Annotated in this window: 11 protein-coding genes and 1 tRNA gene; 3 read left to right on the top strand and 9 right to left on the bottom strand. The window is 64.1% G+C overall.

The window, feature by feature from the left end; all coding sequences use genetic code 11:
* Position 1: 1 nt before the first annotated feature.
* The 8 genes from purS to infA all read right to left on the bottom strand — a co-directional run bounded on the left by purS (position 2) and on the right by infA (position 6,352).
* A complete protein-coding gene (gene purS / locus AB1K63_RS05860; RefSeq protein ID WP_366959025.1) occupies positions 2-238 on the bottom strand; it encodes a phosphoribosylformylglycinamidine synthase subunit PurS in 237 nt (78 codons plus the stop codon).
* Between the two features lie 114 nt (positions 239-352).
* The gene (locus AB1K63_RS05855; RefSeq protein ID WP_366959024.1) at positions 353-3,262 is read right to left on the bottom strand and encodes an insulinase family protein; all 2,910 of its coding nucleotides are present in this window, start codon (positions 3,260-3,262) and stop codon (positions 353-355) included.
* 55 nt (positions 3,263-3,317) lie between these two features.
* Positions 3,318-4,121: a phosphoribosylaminoimidazolesuccinocarboxamide synthase gene (gene purC, locus AB1K63_RS05850; protein ID WP_366959023.1), complete on the bottom strand. Its 804-nt coding sequence runs from the start codon at positions 4,119-4,121 to the stop codon at positions 3,318-3,320.
* A gap of 70 nt (positions 4,122-4,191) precedes the next feature.
* Positions 4,192-4,266, bottom strand: a tRNA-Phe gene (locus AB1K63_RS05845).
* 90 nt (positions 4,267-4,356) lie between these two features.
* Positions 4,357-4,542: a DNA gyrase inhibitor YacG gene (gene yacG, locus AB1K63_RS05840; RefSeq protein WP_366959022.1), complete on the bottom strand. Its 186-nt coding sequence runs from the start codon at positions 4,540-4,542 to the stop codon at positions 4,357-4,359.
* Entirely contained in the window at positions 4,539-5,513 is a 975-nt protein-coding gene (locus tag AB1K63_RS05835; protein ID WP_366959021.1) for a ribonuclease, read from the bottom strand. Before AB1K63_RS05835 ends, yacG begins: the two co-directional genes overlap by 4 nt.
* Positions 5,506-6,081, bottom strand: coding sequence for a Maf family nucleotide pyrophosphatase (locus tag AB1K63_RS05830; RefSeq protein WP_366959020.1), 576 nt, complete (start codon positions 6,079-6,081; stop codon positions 5,506-5,508). Before AB1K63_RS05830 ends, AB1K63_RS05835 begins: the two co-directional genes overlap by 8 nt.
* Before the next feature lie 13 nt (positions 6,082-6,094).
* A complete protein-coding gene (gene infA / locus AB1K63_RS05825; protein ID WP_006833527.1) occupies positions 6,095-6,352 on the bottom strand; it encodes a translation initiation factor IF-1 in 258 nt (85 codons plus the stop codon).
* Positions 6,353-6,525: 173 nt separating this feature from the next.
* Here infA and AB1K63_RS05820 point away from each other — a divergent pair, with 173 nt between their 5' ends.
* On the top strand, positions 6,526-9,336 hold the full coding sequence (locus AB1K63_RS05820) for a hypothetical protein (protein ID WP_366959019.1): 2,811 nt from the start codon (positions 6,526-6,528) through the stop codon (positions 9,334-9,336).
* A 17-nt stretch (positions 9,337-9,353) separates the two neighbouring features.
* On the opposite strand, the gene AB1K63_RS05815 is transcribed toward AB1K63_RS05820, so the two are convergent.
* Complete coding sequence (locus tag AB1K63_RS05815) at positions 9,354-10,355, bottom strand: division plane positioning ATPase MipZ (protein ID WP_366959017.1); 1,002 nt, start codon at positions 10,353-10,355, stop codon at positions 9,354-9,356.
* A gap of 276 nt (positions 10,356-10,631) precedes the next feature.
* Between AB1K63_RS05815 and uvrC the strand changes: the two genes are divergently transcribed.
* Together uvrC and AB1K63_RS05805 are read left to right on the top strand one after the other, a co-directional pair.
* Positions 10,632-12,575: an excinuclease ABC subunit UvrC gene (uvrC, locus tag AB1K63_RS05810; protein ID WP_366959016.1), complete on the top strand. Its 1,944-nt coding sequence runs from the start codon at positions 10,632-10,634 to the stop codon at positions 12,573-12,575.
* Positions 12,576-12,714: 139 nt separating this feature from the next.
* The gene (locus AB1K63_RS05805) at positions 12,715-15,543 is read left to right on the top strand and encodes a TonB-dependent receptor (protein ID WP_366959015.1); all 2,829 of its coding nucleotides are present in this window, start codon (positions 12,715-12,717) and stop codon (positions 15,541-15,543) included.
* The last annotated feature ends 14 nt before the right edge of the window (positions 15,544-15,557 follow it).

The following is a 15,557-nucleotide window of genomic DNA, read 5'->3' as shown; positions in this document are numbered from 1 at the left end:
GTCACGGTGCGACCTTCTCGATGCGGTAGTTCTCGATCACCATGTTGGCGAGCAGCTTGCGGCACATCTCGTCCAGCGTCTCGTCTGAGGTGTCGTCGGCCACGTCGAGCGCGATCAGCCGGCCCGCGCGCACATCCTCCACGCCTTCGAAGCCCAGACCTTCCAGCGCGTGGTGGATCGCCCGACCCTGGGGATCGAGCACGCCGGGCTTGAGGGAGACGTGGACATGAACTTTCATCGGTGGCTCCCGCAGGATGGGCTGGGCGAAGGCAATCTGGCGCGCTCCTATAGCGAGCGCGCCGATACGCGCCAACCCGTGCGGATGTTTGCCTGTGGGCCGCTGGCGCGCGGCCTATCCCCCGACGTCCGCACCCGCCTGAGCCTTTGCCATCGCTTCCTCGGACGGGACGACGCGGATTTCCACCGCCTGCGCCGGGGTCAGGTATTCGACCGCCAGCGCCCGCACCTGCTCCGGCGTGATTGCGCTGTAGCGGTCCTTGGCGGTCAGATACCGTTCGATGTCCTCGCTGCGCGACTGGGCCCGGTCGACCAGGACCATCCAGCCGCCATTGTTCTTCAGGCGGTTGTCGAGGCTTTCCAGGATCGGCTGGCGCGCGCGCTGCAGCAGGTCCTCGTCCACGCTCCCTGAACGCAGCGCCTCGACCACTTCGACCATCGCCTCGTAAGTGGCGTCGAGATCGCCGACATCGACGGCCGCCCCCATGCTGAAGGTCCCGTAATCGTCATAGACGTTGGACTGGCTGGCCGAAGCGGACGGCGAATAGGTCTGGCCCAGCTCTTCGCGCAACTTGTCCAGCAGCAGCAGGCGGGCGACGCCGGACAGCATTTCCAGCTCGGACGTGCGCTGCCAGTCGTCATCGTCGGTGGTCGGCCAGACCAGCTGGATGATCGCTTGGTCGGGCTCGCCCTCGTGGGTCAGCGTGTAGCGCCGGCGGTCGTCGGTGAAGGCGCGCTGGCGCCGGTCTTCGTAGGCGCGGAAATCCTCTTCGCGCTGCGGCAGCGCCCCGAAGGTCTGCGCCACGTAGCGGATCGCGTCATCTTCCTCGAAATCACCGACGATCGCGATCTCGATCGCGCCGGTTTCGAGCCGGTCGGAAATGTTCGCGTCAAGCCCGGCGAAGTCGAGCGCCTTGTAAGCCTCGATCGGCTGGCGAGTGAAGCGCGGGTCGTTGTCGGACAGGATCGGCCCGATACCCTCGGCAAAGGCCGATCCGGGCGTACGGCCGATGCGGGCGAAGAAATCGTCCAGCCCGTTGCGCCACGGCCCCAGGCCTTCCGGACGATAGCCCGGATCGCTGACATAGGCCGCCATCAGCTGCAATTGCAGTTCGAGATCGCGCGTCGTCGTGGTCTGCGAACTGATGAAGGTCTCCGATCCCGCACCGAAGGATCCGCCGACCGACCGGCCGGCAAGGATGGTGTCGAGATCGTCGCGGCTGTGTTCGCCAAGGCCCCCGGACACCAGCAGGCCGGACAATTCGACCGCAAGCGGATTGTCTCTCGTGTTGAGCAGCGATCCGCCGTCGACATTGATCCGCACGGAAACGCGGTCGTCGGACAGGTCGGTCGGCTTCAGGTTGAGCCGCACCCCGTTCGCGAACCGCAGGGTCCGGATGTCGAGTTCCTCGGTGCGCATGTCCGAAACAACCTCGCCCGCCGGGCCGAAATCGGTGTAGGCGAATTCGCCCATCTCGGTCATTTCGGGTGGCTGGACCGCGCGGGCCATCGCGCTGTTCACTGCCGCACGCAGTGCCTCGGCACCGCCTTCGGGCACGGTCTTGCCGGTGAAGCGGATCAGCGGATCTTCGAACTCCTTGTAGTCCTCGCGCATGGCGGCGAGCACGGCCTCGGTCGTGATGTCCGCCACGGCGGCCTCGAAACGGGCGAGGTCGTTCGCCGGCGAATCGGGCACGTAGTCGCCCCGCGCAATGGCGAAGGCATCGCCCAGGAAATTGGCATTGCTGCGCGTGCCGGCATTGGCCAGCGTCGCTTCGAGCGCTGTGCGCCGGTTGGCGACCTGCTCCGCGATTTCCGCCTCGCTCACGCCGAACAGCAGCGCGCGGCGATATTCGTCCATCGCGGTTTCCAGTCCGCGGCGCCAGCCGCCTTCTTCGGTGGCGACGGCCAGCGTGAGGGTCCGGCCCGCTTCGAAGAATTCGGAATTGGAGAAGTTCATGCCCTGGAAGGGCGGATCCTCGCTCCGGACCAGCCGGTTGAGCCGCCGGCTGACGATGTCTGTGCCGATCCCGCGAAGGAGGTTTTTCCGGCGCTCGGCAAGCGTATCGGCCCGGTCCTCGTAGGGGAAGTTGCGCGACAGCGTGACCGTCTCGGTCAGGGCCGGGTCGAGGTAGATGTCCGTCGCACCGCTATAGCCCGGATCGACCGGGCCTGCGCTGGGCTGATCGGGGGACGCGGTCGCTTCCCAGTCGCCGAACCGCTCCCTGATCTTGGCTTCGACCATGGCGGGATCGAAATCGCCGACCACGACCAGAACGGTGGAGGCAGGGACGTATTCGCGTTTCCAGTAGGCGCGCAGCTTTTCCGCGTTGGCGGCCTCGATCGTCTCGACCGTCCCGATCGGCAGTCGCTCGGCAATCCGTGCGTCCGGGTAGGAAAACTCGAGGCTGTCGACCAGGTTCTGCAGCGCATAGGTGTTGCGCACGCGGCGCTCCGACAGGATGACGCCCTTTTCCCGCTGGACGGCCTCTTCGTCGAACAAGAGCTCGCTCGCCGTCTCGCGCATCAGCATGAGCGACGTGTCGAGCAAGTCCTCGTCCGCGCGCGGCAGGTCGAGCTTGTACTGGGTGTATTCGAAGCCTGTGGACGCATTGGTATCGGCACCGAAGGCGAGGCCCTTGCGCTCCAGCAGCTTGATCATCTCGCCTTCGGGCACGTTGGTGGACCCGTTGAAGGCCATGTGCTCGACATAGTGGGCGTAGCCGCGCTCGTCGTCTTCCTCGTCCAGCGCCGCGGCCGTGAATTCCATCCGGACCAGCGCCGTGCCCTCGGGCCGGTTGTTGCGCCGGATGATGTAGCGCATCCCGTTGTCGAGCTTGCCGAAGACCCAGCCGGCCTCCGGCGTGAACTCGCTGTCCTCGAGGTCCCAGTCGGCCGGATTCCAGTTCTGGGCCGAAGCGGCCACCGCGTCGGTCGCCTCGACCGGTGTCTGGACTTCCTGCGAGGCAAGCGGCGAGGCAAGAGCAATGGAAAGGACGAGTGGAGCGTAAAGAACGGATTTCATGGATGTTGCCTATGGCAACCCCATCCTGAACTCGCAACAACCCTAGCCGGTTGTTTTACTTCTTGGGCTTGGGTTGTCCGCGCAGTTTGCCGCGGTGGGCGTTGAGGTCGAAGACTTCGCCGGGGCCGTTGTTCTCGCCCTCGAGCAGGCCGAGGCGGCGGGCGACTTCCTGGTAGGCTTCTTCCTCTCCGCCCAGATCGCGGCGGAAGCGGTCCTTGTCCAGCTTTTCGCCCGTTTTCATGTCCCACAGGCGGCAGCCGTCCGGGCTGATCTCGTCGGCCAAAATGACGCGGCTGAAATCGCCGTCGAAGATGCGCCCGAACTCGAGCTTGAAGTCCACCAACCGGATGTCGATCGCCGCGAACATGCCAACGAGGAAATCGTTGATGCGGATCGCCATGCTGGAAATGTCCTGCATCTCCTCCGGCCCGGCCCAGTTGAAGCAGGCGATATGCTCTTCCGCGACCATCGGATCGCCGAGCCCGTCATCCTTGTAGTAATATTCGATCAGCGTGTGCGGTAGCGGCTCGCCTTCTTCCAGGCCCAGCCTCTTGCAGATCGATCCGGCGGCGACGTTGCGGACCACGACTTCGATCGGGATGATCTCGACCTGGCGGACCAGCTGTTCGCGCATGTTGAGGCGGCGGATGAAGTGGGTGGGCACCCCGATATGGGACAGGCGGGTGAACACGAACTCGCTAATGCGGTTGTTGATCACGCCCTTGCCGTTGATCGTGCCGCGCTTTTCCGCGTTGAAGGCAGTCGCATCGTCCTTGAAGTACTGGATGATGGTGCCCGGCTCGGGTCCTTCGTAAAGGATCTTGGCCTTGCCTTCGTAAATCTGGCGACGACGGGACATGGGAGGGGCTCTTTCGACCGGATGCTCAAAGCAGCGGCCTTAGCGCCGAAAGGCGGGGCCAGCAATGCAGTGGTGCCCAGGGGCGGAGTCGAACCACCGACACGACGATTTTCAGTCGTCTGCTCTACCACTGAGCTACCCGGGCATCGCTGCGGCGACGGATCGCGAATGCGAGCCGGCGAGCGAGTGAAGCGCGCCTATGGCGAAGCGCGCGCCGCTTGGCAAGGGGTCTGTTTCAGTCCTCCTGCGAAGAGCTGTCGCCGGACAGCTCGTCGGGCAGGGCAGGACGGCCCGGAACGGCGTAGCTGTCGTTGAACCAGCTCGCCAGGTCCCGGTCGCGGCACCGGGCCGAGCAGAAGGGCGCGAACTCCTCGGTGCGCGGTTTCTTGCAGATGGGGCAGGGCTTGTTTCGCGTCGTCATGGGATGGCCTGAACATAGGAGCCTTCCGGGGCGAGGGAAGGGTCGCGCTGCCAGCGCACCCGCCGGCCGGTCCGCCGCGCCAGCTCTCCGGTCCATCCCTCGATCGTGGCGTCGGCGGTTTCGAAGGGCGATACGAGCAGGAGCGGGCCCGGCGCTTCGACCTGCTCCGCCTTTCGCATCAGCCAGCGCAGGGCCGTCTCGCGCGTGCGGTACCGGGCGCGGTGCAGGAGCGAGGGACGTTCGAGACGGGCGACGATCTGGACGAAGCCGAACCCGTTCATCGCCGTGCGTTCGTGCGGCCAGTCGGCGAGCGCCCGATCAAGCGCATCATTGACATCCCTGCGTCCCGTTTTCGTGTCGAGGGTCGGGAAATCGATGCCGATCGACCCGCCGATATCGAAGCGGCGAAGGGCATCCGCGACCGGCTCGATCGCAGCCATCGCCAGCTCGCGAGGCGGCAGTCCTCCGTCGATGTCGACCAGCGTCATGGCCGCAGCCGGCGTCAGGTGAAGCTCCCCACCGGCAAACGGCAACGTCACGCCGAAGGCCTCCGCCATCAATTCGTCCCAGTCGCCCGCGGGAAAGCGATGGACTACCCGAACCGCGCTTTCGACGTCCGACCCCAGCATTTCCGCCAGACTTGACGCCCCGGCGGGCTCGCACTCGGTAAAGCGTCCTGCGGCAGGCTTCGTCCTGCCGGCTTCGAAAATCGGCTGCCGGACGATCTCGACCGTCATCTGCGCGCCCTCCGTCACGGAACGGGGCAGCCTGTCGACCTGGATTACGGACCCGCCCTGCGTTCGCGCAAGGCCCCGTGCGCTGCCCCGGATGCGTTGAAAAAGCGTGGTCGCAAGACGCGCGCCGACACGCAGCCGTCCGTGCGGCTCGCAATGCGCCGCGACGATACGGTCACCGGACAGGCGGATGGCGCGATCCTCGCCGATCCCCTCTTCGACGAACCACTCAACCAATGGGAAACCCTGCTGCCTTCAAAAGCGCCCGGGTCTCGAACAGCGGCAATCCGACGACCCCGGAATGACTTCCCCGGATCCAGGCGATCAGCCCCTCCGCGCGGCCCTGTATGGCGTAGCCCCCTGCCTTGCCTTCCCACTCGCCGGTCGCGAGGTAGGCGTCGATTTCCTCGCGGGAAAAGCGCTTGAATGCGACCACGGTCTCGCTCAGCCGTTCGCGCAAGCGTCCATCGGGCGAACGAAGGGCGATCGCCGACAGAACCCGATGTCGCCGCCCCGACAGCAGCTCGAGACACCGGAGCGCGGTCTGCGCATCCTCGGCCTTGGGCAGGATCCTGCGCCCGGCCGCAACGACCGTATCGCCTGCGAGGACGTGCGAAGCGGCAGACGCGATGGCGGCCGCCTTTTCGCGGGCCATCCGGATTGCGTAATCGCGGGGCAGTTCGCCTTTCAGTGGCGTCTCGTCGATATCGGCAGGCTCGATCGCGTCGGGTTCGAGACCGAGACGGGCAAGCAGCTCTGTGCGCCGGGGGCTGGCCGATGCGAGGATCAGGGAAGGTGCGGACAATTCCGCCGCCGGATTATTGCGGGCCCGGACCCTGACCGGGGCCGCCGCGACCGGGCATGAAGCGATAGGTGATCCGCGCCTTGGTCAGGTCGTAGGGCGTGAGTTCGCACAGAACCTCGTCGCCGACGAGGACGCGGATGCGGTTCTTGCGCATCTTGCCGGCAGTGTGACCGAGCACTTCATGGCCGTTTTCGAGCTCCACCCGGAACATCGCGTTCGGCAGTAGCTCGACCACACGCCCGCGCATTTCGAGGAGTTCTTCTTTGGCCATGCGTCGTCGTATTCCGTTGTCGTTGCAAAAACTGGACGCGCCCATAGCGGCGGGCGGAACAAAAGGGAAGCGCCGTGCTTGCATGGTGTTGAAGCCGTTCGTCGATGCTTGCGACATCTTGATACGATCCGTTGCTTGCTTTGCAGGCCCAACCCAAAGAGATGCGCCGACCTATGAAAACTATGCCCTTTCTGGCCGGCGCTTCGATGCTCGCCCTCCTTTCGCCATCCCTCGCGCACGCCCAGGATATGGCGCAGGCAGACCCTCCGCCGAGCGAGCAGGCCGATCCGGAAGTGGAAGAGGACGTCGATCCGGGCGAATACGAAATCGTCGTGACGGCCAGCCGCGTTCGCGGGCAGCTGAATGTCGAACAAGCACCGGTTCTGGAACTGAACGAAGACGATATCGCCGCTTTCGGCGCGGGCTCGATCGAGGATCTGCTGGCGGCCATCGAACCTGCGACCGGCACGACCAGCGGGCGCGGCGGCGGCGGGCGCCCGGTATTCCTGATCAACGGCATCCGGGTTTCGAGCTTCCGCGAATTCTTCCGCTATCCCCCCGAGGCGATCGCGCGTCTCGAGGTGTTCCCGGAAGAAGTTGCCCAGCGTTTCGGCTTCCCGCCGACGCGCCGCGTGGTGAACATCATCCTCAAGGATGATTTCTCGCAGATCACCGCGGAGGTCGAATACGAACAACCTGATCGCGGCGGTTTTTCGCGCAACGAGCAGGAAGTGAACTACCTCGACATCGGTGACGGCGGTGCGCGCATCAACGTCAACCTCGAGGCATCCGATACGAGCCTCCTCACCGAAGCGGAGCGTGGCCTCGTAACGATCGGCGCGCCGGGTGAGGAGCCTTTCCGCAGTCTCATCGCGGACAGCATGCAACTGGAAGGGACGGTCAATTACGCGCGGGGGTTCGTCGAGAATGCGTCGAACATAAGCCTGACCGCGGCTGGCGAATACGAACAGAGCACCAGTCTTTCCGGACTGCGAACGGGCACGCTCGATCCGCTGGAGCGGCGCCGCGAAACCGATACGCAGGCGCTGGGCGGATCGTACAACCAGCCGGTCGGCGACTTCAACTTCACCGCCACGCTGGACATGAACCGCGTCGGCTCGATTACGGAAATCGACCGCGAGAGCGCGGCCGGCTTCGACACGTCGCGAAGCGAAACCTACACTCTGGACAACAAATATACGCTCGGCGGGACGCCGATCTTCCTGCCGGCCGGCGATGTCTCGACAACCTTCGACCTCGGGCTCAATTGGCAGAAGATCAAGGGCGAGGACACGCGGTCCTCGACCAGCACCTCGCTCGTCCGGCGCCAGTTCGATGGCGGTGTCAACGTGGCGGTTCCGCTTGCGGAGCGGGACGGTCACTGGGGTGCCATCGGCGATCTGAGCATAAACCTTGCCGGCGGCTTCGAGGATATCTCGGACTTCGGCCTGCTGGCGGATTACTCGATCGGCGCGACCTGGTCGCCTCTGGACGGTCTCGATCTGACGGCCACCCGTGTGTGGAGGCAGAGCGCGCCCGGCCTCAGCGCGCTGGGTGCGCCCGTCGTCACCGACTTCAACGTTCCGGTGTTCGATTTCACCACCGGAGAGAACGCGCTGGTGGATGTGATCTCGGGCGGCAATCCGAACCTCGAGGCGGAGACGCAGAGCGACTGGCTGCTCGGCCTCAACTGGGAACTGCCGTTCCTTGACGGGGCACGGTTCCAGATGAATTACACCGTCAACCGGTCGGACGATGTCACCCTGTCGTCCCCGGCTTTCACATCCGCGTTCGAAGACGCCTTTCCCGATCGCGTCACCCGCAACGCGGCCGGCGACCTTCTTGCCATCGACCGGCGCCCGGTAACTCTGTTCGAAACGCGTGGACGCAGCTTGAGCTTCGGCATCAACGCACGCGGACAGATCGGTCCCGCACCCGCAGACAGCGAAGGTCGCGGTGGTCGCGGGGGCCGGCGCGGTGGCATGGGCGGCGGTCAGGCGGCGACACCTCCTGCCGAAGCCACCGGCAATCAGGGTTCGCAGCAAGGCGCGGGCCGCTTCGATCCGCAGCGCATGCAGGCCATTCGCCAGACGTTCTGCGCAACGCCCGAAGACCAGGTTCCCGATCTGTCCGGCATCCCCGAACAGTTCCGCGCGCGCCTGCTGGACGAGAACGGCAATCCGGATCCGCAGAAGATTGCCGAAGCGCGCGAGCGGTTCTGTGGTGAGGAGGCCCAGCAGGGTCTCGATCGTTTCGCTGCGATCCGCGGGGCCTTGTGCGTCGACCCGGTGAACATAGATGCCCTTCCGCCGCGCGTGCTCGAAAGGCTGCGCAACGAGAACGGCGAAATCGACCAGGAACGTCTGGCGCAACTCAAGGCGCGGGTGTGTGAGGGCGGCGGCGAGCAGGCTGCGTCCGGTTCGGGCGAAGCCGGCAATCGCGGGCAGGGACGCGGTGGTGGCAGTGGTGCTCCGAGCCTTCCGTTCGGCCGCGGCGACCGCGATCCCCGGCCGCGCTATTTCATCAGCCTCAACCATTCGATCCAGTTGGAAAGCGAAGTGACGCTGGCCGAGAACGGCCCGGTCTTCGACCAGCTCGACGGGCAGGTGATCGGCGGCGGGGCGATCCCGCGGCACTCCGCCCGGCTGGAGGGCGGCCTGTTCTGGCAGGGCTACGGCTTCCGCCTCTCCGGCAATTACATAGGCGAGGCGACACTTCAGGGCTTCGGTACCGGCGGCAGTTCGGACCTCTTCTTCGGTGACCTTGCCACGTTCGACCTGCGCCTGTTCGCCGATCTTGGCGAGGCGTTGAAGCAGGAGGACGGCTGGCTGGACGGCCTTCGTGTCTCCCTGGGTGTCGACAACATCTTCGATGCGCGCCGGTCCGTCGTGGACGGGAACGGGATCACGCCCGATGCCTACGATCCGCTCAGGATTGATCCGACGGGACGTTACCTCAGCGCGGAAATCCGCAAGCGGTTCTGACACAGCGAGCGATAAGCTCAGGCGACCGCGAGCTTCCCGGCGACGCTCGCGCGAAGCGATTGTGCATAACGCTCCCGCGTGCTGCGAAGCGTTCGCGAGCGCGAGGGAAAGGAGCTGGGCGTTTCGGTCATCCCGGAGCGGTCGGGAAGGGCGAGAGTGGCGATGAATTCGTCCAGCTCTCCGTTGTCGCGGGTACTGAACTGGTCGAGTTCGGCGATCCTTTTCAGGTCGCTCCGCAGCAGACCGTAAGGGAGCAGTTCCCGGTAGGCGATGCCCTCCCTCAGGCCTTCGCCGGTCCGCAGCCCGAACCGGTCTGCTAGGCGCGCCAGTTGATCGTCGATCCTTGCAATCTGCGCCTTTTCAAGGGTTCGCACGCGATTCTTCACGACGATCCAGTCGGCGAGCCTTTGTCCGCGCTGCTTCTGTTCGGCCCGCAGGTCGAGCACGGTCTGTCCGAAAGCGCCCGGCCCTTCGAGCCGCCCAGAGGCGGCGTGGAAATGTGCCAGCACGTCGCAGTCGAAATGCGACGCGTTGATCGGCGTGACCAGCGTCGTAGCAAGGGCGATGGCGCGGCGCGCCAGACCGCTGTCGCTGCCCGGACAATCGATGACGATCGCATCGCATTGGCCGCCAAGCCGGAACATTTCCTGCAGAAGGAGGCTGCCGCTCGGTTTGTCGATCACACAGTGCCGCGGGATCGCAAGTTCCGCGCCAAGGCAACTGGCCGTTCCCGAACGAGCGGCTATCGCGGAAGACATGCTTTTCTGGCGATAATCGAGATCGATCGTGAGGACCTTGCGTCCTTCTTCGGCGAGCCGGACGGCGGTGTGAAAGGCGAGGGTCGACTTGCCCACGCCACCCTTCTCGTTCGCGAACACGATAATGTCGGCGTCCGGCCGGCCGCGTTGCGAAATAGCGTCGAGAACGCGGGACGGGCACTCGCCGTTTTCGTACCGATCGCCTTCATTTCGCGCGGTTTCGGTCCAGCCCGCTTCTTCCATTTCGCCGTCCCCAACCACGCGTCGAATCGATTGCCGATTGTCGACAGGATTGCTTAAGCGAGAGTTATCCACAAGCTTATTTACTGGGCGCGAGTTCCACAAATGCTTGCAGTCGAACTTGCGACCGGAAGCGAATGCCGGCTGGAGAAGTCGTTGTGCCGGTGCGGGGACGAAAATCGAGCCATGTGGATCGATATTCCCGAACACAGATCCGCTACGATCTGTTTCGAATGAGCGCCTCGAGGGCCCGATTGCGCTTTGCGGACTGCGGCCAGCCATCCTATCTCTGCCGACATGAGCCGAACTTCCGCCGGAACACCCCATAACCCCCGCGGGGCCGAGCGATTCAACGAGGAAAGGGCCTCCTACACGGTCGCCCGCGCGCAACCGGATATTGATGCTGGTGTGAACGCCATCCGCGAAACGGCGCGGACACTGAAACCGGTGCCTGGCGTGTACCGGATGCTCGATGCGCGCGGGGATGTGCTGTATGTCGGCAAGGCGCGCAGCCTGAAGTCTCGCGTTCCGAACTACACGCAATTGCCGGGCCTCTCCAACCGGTTGAAGCGTATGGTCAGCCAAACGCGCCGAATGGAAATCGTCACCACCAACAGCGAGGCAGAAGCCCTGCTGCTGGAGGCGCAGCTCATCAAGCGCTACCGGCCGCCGTTCAACGTGCTGCTGCGGGACGACAAGAGTTTCCCCTTCATCCTTCTGCGCGACGGGCACGACTTTCCGCGCATCATGAAGCACCGCGGCGCACGCCGGGCGAAGGGCAATTATTACGGACCCTTCGCCAGCGCAGGCAGCGTCAACACGACCATCAATGCCCTGCAGAAGCTGTTCCTCCTGCGCAGTTGCACCGACAGCTTCTTCAGCCGCCGCGACCGTCCGTGCCTCCTCTACCAGATCAAGCGATGCAGTGCGCCCTGCGTCGGCCGCATCGACGAGGACGGCTACGCCGAGCTGGTCCGCCAGGCGAAGGATTTCCTCGGCGGCAGGTCGAGCGCAGTGCAGCAGGATCTGGAACGCCAGATGGCGCGGGCGGCCGAAGACCTCGATTTCGAGACTGCCGCGATCCTTCGCGACCGGCTGCGCGCCGCGACCTTCATCCAGGGCAGTCAGGCAATCAATGCCAACGGTGTCGGCGATGCCGATGTGTTCGCTCTGGCTGCGAAGGGCGGCCAGATCGGTGTCCAGGCCTTTTTCGTCCGCGGTGGCCAGAACTGGGGCCACCGGGCGTTCTTCCCGACGCACACCCAGGACGTGGAAGAGGACCAGGTTCTCGCCGATGTGCTGATGCAATTTTACGAGGAAGTCCCGCCGCCCAAGACCATATTGGTGGACCGCGAACTCCCGGAGCAGGACCTGCTGGAAGCTGCCCTGTGCGAAAGCGCGGGCGTGAAGGTCGCGATCTCGATCCCCCAGCGTGGCGACAGGCGGCGGCTGATGGAACAGGCCAGCCGCAACGCCAGAGAGGCGCTGGACCGCCGGCTGGCCGAAACCGGAACCAAGACGAAGATACTGCGCGAGCTGGCCGAGTTCCTTGAACTCGAGGATATTCCGCAGCGCATCGAAATCTACGACAACAGCCATATCCAGGGGTCGAAAGCGGTCGGCGCGATGGTAGTCGCCAGCCCCGAGGGGTTCGAGAAAAGCCAGTACCGCAAGTTCAATATCAAGACCGCGCAGACCAACGACGATTTCGGGATGATGCGCGAGGTCATGCAGCGACGGTTCGCGCGTGCGATGAAGGACGATCCGGACCGTGAGAAGGCCGGTGTATGGCCCGACCTGGTCCTGATCGACGGCGGCAAGGGCCAGATGTCTTCTGTCCGCGACACGCTCGAGGAATTGGGCATCGAGGACGTGCCGCTCATCGCGATTGCGAAGGGCCCGCACCATGGGCGGGAAGGCCGGGAGGTTTTCCACTTCCCCGACGGGCGCGAGAAAACGCTGCCGGTCAATTCACCCGTGCTGTTCCACCTGCAGAACCTGCGCGACGAAGTGCATCGCTTTGCCATCGGGGCCCACCGGGCGAAGCGGAGCCGGGCAATCAGTGCCAGTCCGCTCGACGAGATACCGGGCATCGGTCCGACCCGAAAGCGGGCCTTGCTGCTTCATTTCGGCACCGCCGGAAAGGTTCGCGCGGCAGCCCTGGAAGATCTGCGCCGGGCGCCCGGCATCAGCGAAGCGGTGGCTCGCAAAGTCCACGATTTCTATCATGCGGGCGGCTAGGCCCGGTCCAACGACGCCCAATGGAGTGTGACAGGACTGTCACCAAAAGCCTGTCGATTGTCGTAATCCTGTCAGGGAAACGCAGTCATTCGGTCACAGCGCGCGACTAACGGCCCTCCTGACTCAGGAGGGCAATTCGATGAAGAACAGGTTCAGGCTGCAGGCCGGCGCACTCGCACTCGCAATGTGCATGCCGGGCATGGCGCTCGCGGGCGAGATCACGGGCGAAGTGGTCGATGGATCGGGCCGGATCGCCCTTCGCGCGGCAGAGGTCCGGATCGTCGAGCTCGACCGGTCTGTCGCGACCGACCGCACCGGCTCCTTCATCTTCGCCGACGTGCCAGAGGGGCAATATACGGTTGAAGTCCGCTATGTCGGCGCAGAGACCCTGCGCCGCACCGTCGCCGTTCCTGCGACCGGGTCGGTGCGCCTCGACCTCGCCCTTTCGGGTAACAACGGATACGAAATCCTCGTCGTCGGCCAGGCGGCCAACCTTTCCAGCGCGCTTTCGCGCAAGCGGGAAAGCGATGTCGTGTCCGACGTGCTGACGCGCGATGCAATCGGGCAGTTTCCGGACCAGAACGTGGCGGAAAGCCTGCGTCGGTTGCCCGGGATCAATGTCCTCAACGATCAGGGGGAGGGCCGCTTCGTGTCGGTCCGCGGGCTCGATCCGAGCCTTAACGCGACCTCGCTCAACGGCGTCCGGCTGCCCTCCCCGGAAAGCGACATCCGCGCGGTAGCGCTCGACGTGGTATCCAGCGACATCATCGAATCGATCGAGGTGAAGAAGTCGCTCACGCCGGACATGGATGCCGATACGGTCGGTGCGTCCATCGAAATCGAGACCACCAGTGCTTTCGACCGCCGCGACGATCTGCTGAGCGTAAAGCTCGAAGGCAGCTACAACGATTTCGCCAACGAAATCAGCCCGAAAGGCAGTGTCGATTTCGCCTATCGCCTGACAGACAATGTCGGAGTCTCGGGCGGGGTCTCCTATTACAATCGCACCTTCGAGACGGACAATATCGAAGCCGACGGCTGGGAAATCGACGATGGCCTCGTCTATGCCGAAGATCTCGAATTCCGCGATTACGACGTGGAGCGCGAGCGCATCAGCGCCACGCTTGGCCTGGACTTCCGGGCGGGCAATTTCACCGAATTGTATGTCCGGGGCATATATAGCCAGTTCGACGATCAGGAATACCGGCGCCGGCTGATCTTCGATTTCGGCGATGCCGCCGTCTCGGGAACCGCGGACTCACTCATCTACGAGGACGACGAGGCGATCGTCATAGAGCGCGACGTCAAGGACCGCTTCGAAAGCCAGAAGATCCGCAGCCTCGTGGCCGGCGGCGAGAGCGACTGGGGCGACTGGTTCGCAGAGTATTCCGCCAGCTGGGCGAAATCGAGCGAACGGGAAGACGGCAGCATCGATCCGGCAAGCTTCGAGCGGGAATTCGAGGCCGAAGGTATTCAGATCGGTGTCGATCTGACCGATCCGCGCTTCCCCTCTTATTCGGTCATAGCCGACCCGACAGGCGATTTCTTTGCGCCGGAGGCTTACGAACTGAACGACATCGAGTTCGTCGCACTTTCGGATTCGCAGGACGAGGAGTACTCGGCGCGCTTCGACGTCGGGCGTCGCTTCGCGACCGATGGCGGGGAGTTCACCGTGCAGGCCGGGGCGAAGGGCCGCTGGCGCGAGAAGAGCTTCAACGGTACGGTCGAATTCTACGAAAACGACGGTTTTACCCTGGCGGACGCGCTGGGTACCGGTCCGACCTATCGCATCGGGGACATCGCCCCCGTGCCCGGCTTCACCGAAACCCGTGACTTCTTCAATGCGAATTTCGACGATTTCGAGCTGCAGGAAATCGACAGCCTCTTCGATAGCAATGTCGAGGATTTCGTCGTCGAGGAGGATATTCTGGCGGGGTATCTTCTGGGCCGCTGGGACAGTTCGACGCTGACCGTTATCGGGGGCCTGCGATATGAAGACACATCGAACACGTTGCGCGGGAACGATGTCCTTCTGGTGGAAGAAGACGGAACGCTTCCCGGCGGGGGGATTGCTGACGAAGAGACGGTCATCGTGACGCCCATCGCGATCGACAAGGATTACGATCACTGGCTGCCGAGCCTCAATGTCCGCGTCGAAGCTTCACCGAACGTCATCCTGCGGGCGGCCGGATACCGGTCCATCGTGCGACCCGGCCCTTTCCAGCAGGCGCCGCGTGTCGCGGTGGAAGAAGCCGACGATGGCGAACGCGAAGGCGAATTCGGGAACCCTGGCCTGATGCCGGCGGAAGCGTGGAATATCGATGCAGCTATCGAATATTACACGAACGACAATGGCGCGCTGTATGCCTCGCTGTTCTACAAGGACATCGAGAACTTCTTCGTCGAAACCGTGTTCGAAGCAGACGACGCGCCGTTCAACGGAAGCTTCCGCGGGGTCGCATTCGACGAGGCGACGATCTGGTTCAACGGTGACGAAGCCGACATTTTCGGCGTGGAGATCGGTGCGGCGCAAGCCTTCACCGGGATGCTGGACGGGTTCGTCCTTCGCGCGAACTACACCTTCACCGACGCGTCCGGGACCGTCACGCTGGTCGCCGCCGAAGGCCCGCGCGAAATCGCCCTACCGACGACGAGCCGGCACACAGGCAATGTCTCGATCGGCTATGACAAGGGGCCGATCGACATCCGTCTTTCGGGCACCTACCGCGACAAGTATCTCGACGAGCTCGGCAGCGAGCCCGACCTCGACCGGTTCGTCGACGATCACTTCCAGCTCGATCTTTCCGCGAAGTACCGCTTCAATGACAGGATCCAGCTGTTCTACGAATGGGTGAACATCAACGACGCAAAGTACTTCGCGTACAACCAGCTCGGTGGTCGTCGTAACATCTACCAGTATGAGGAATACAACTGGACCATGAAGGGTGGCGTGAGGTTGACGTTCTGATGCGATACGGATTT

The sequence above is a fragment of the Qipengyuania sp. JC766 genome (assembly GCF_040717445.1).
Classification (GTDB): domain Bacteria; phylum Pseudomonadota; class Alphaproteobacteria; order Sphingomonadales; family Sphingomonadaceae; genus JC766.
Note: the sequence above shows the minus strand (reverse complement) of the source record. Positions and strands in the feature narration are given on the sequence as shown.

Bases quoted from the DNA above. Each gene is read 5' to 3' on its own strand.
- AB1K63_RS05855 (WP_366959024.1), bottom strand. From the start codon at position 3,262: ATGAAATCCGTTCTTTACGCTCCACTCGTCCTTTCCATTGCTCTTGCC.
- infA (WP_006833527.1), bottom strand. From the start codon at position 6,352: ATGGCCAAAGAAGAACTCCTCGAAATGCGCGGGCGTGTGGTCGAGCTA.
- AB1K63_RS05820 (WP_366959019.1), top strand. From the start codon at position 6,526: ATGAAAACTATGCCCTTTCTGGCCGGCGCTTCGATGCTCGCCCTCCTT.
- purC (WP_366959023.1), bottom strand. From the start codon at position 4,121: ATGTCCCGTCGTCGCCAGATTTACGAAGGCAAGGCCAAGATCCTTTAC.
- uvrC (WP_366959016.1), top strand. From the start codon at position 10,632: ATGAGCCGAACTTCCGCCGGAACACCCCATAACCCCCGCGGGGCCGAG.
- yacG (WP_366959022.1), bottom strand. From the start codon at position 4,542: ATGACGACGCGAAACAAGCCCTGCCCCATCTGCAAGAAACCGCGCACC.
- AB1K63_RS05805 (WP_366959015.1), top strand. From the start codon at position 12,715: ATGAAGAACAGGTTCAGGCTGCAGGCCGGCGCACTCGCACTCGCAATG.
- purS (WP_366959025.1), bottom strand. From the start codon at position 238: ATGAAAGTTCATGTCCACGTCTCCCTCAAGCCCGGCGTGCTCGATCCC.